The 649-nt window shown below is 43.9% G+C and carries 1 protein-coding gene; it reads right to left on the bottom strand.

Annotation, left to right across the window (positions count from 1 at the left end; genetic code table 11):
- Positions 1 to 138: 138 nt before the first annotated feature.
- A partial coding sequence (locus DSM106972_RS52095; RefSeq protein WP_158633051.1) for a hypothetical protein occupies positions 139 to 649 on the bottom strand: 511 nt, incomplete at its 5' end.

The raw sequence follows: 649 nt of genomic DNA, 5'->3' as shown, positions 1-649 counted from the left end.
CTGGTTGCTCGGAAACTGGTGCGGTTGTCTCTAAATTTGGTACAGTCGCTTTTGTGTTTTGGTTTGAAGCTTGTTGTAATGGTAAGGTTTCTGAAGCTTGATGTGGTACTGGTTGCTCGGAAACTGGTGCGGTTGTCTCTAAATTTGGTACAGTCGCTTTTGTGTTTTGGTTTGAAGCTTGTTGTAATCGTAAGGGTTCTGAAGCTGATGTGGTACTGGTTGCTCGGAAACTGGTGCGGTTGTTTCTATATTTGGTACAGTCGCTTTTGTGTTTTGGTTTGAAGCTTGTTGTAATGGTAAGGTTTCTGAAGCTTGATGTGGTACTGGTTGCTCGGAAACTGGTGCGGTTGTCTCTAAATTTGGTACAGTCGCTTTTGTGTTTTGGTTTGAAGCTTGCTGTAATCGTACAGGGTTCTGAAGCTGATGTGGTACTGGTTGCTCGGAAACTGGTGCGGTTGTTTCTATATTTGGTACAGCAGCTCCCGTGTTTTGGTTTGAAGCTTGTTTGTAATGGTAAGGTTTCTGAAGCTTGATGTGGTACTGGTTGCTCGGAAACTGGTGCGGTTGTTCTATATTTGGTACAGTCAGCTCCCGTGTTTTGGTTTGAAGCTTGCTGTAATGGTAAGGTTTCTGAAGCTTGATGTGGTAC

Source organism: Dulcicalothrix desertica PCC 7102 (genome assembly GCF_003991905.1).
Lineage (GTDB): Bacteria > Cyanobacteriota > Cyanobacteriia > Cyanobacteriales > Nostocaceae > Dulcicalothrix > Dulcicalothrix desertica.
This window is presented reverse-complemented; position numbering and strand designations above follow the sequence as displayed.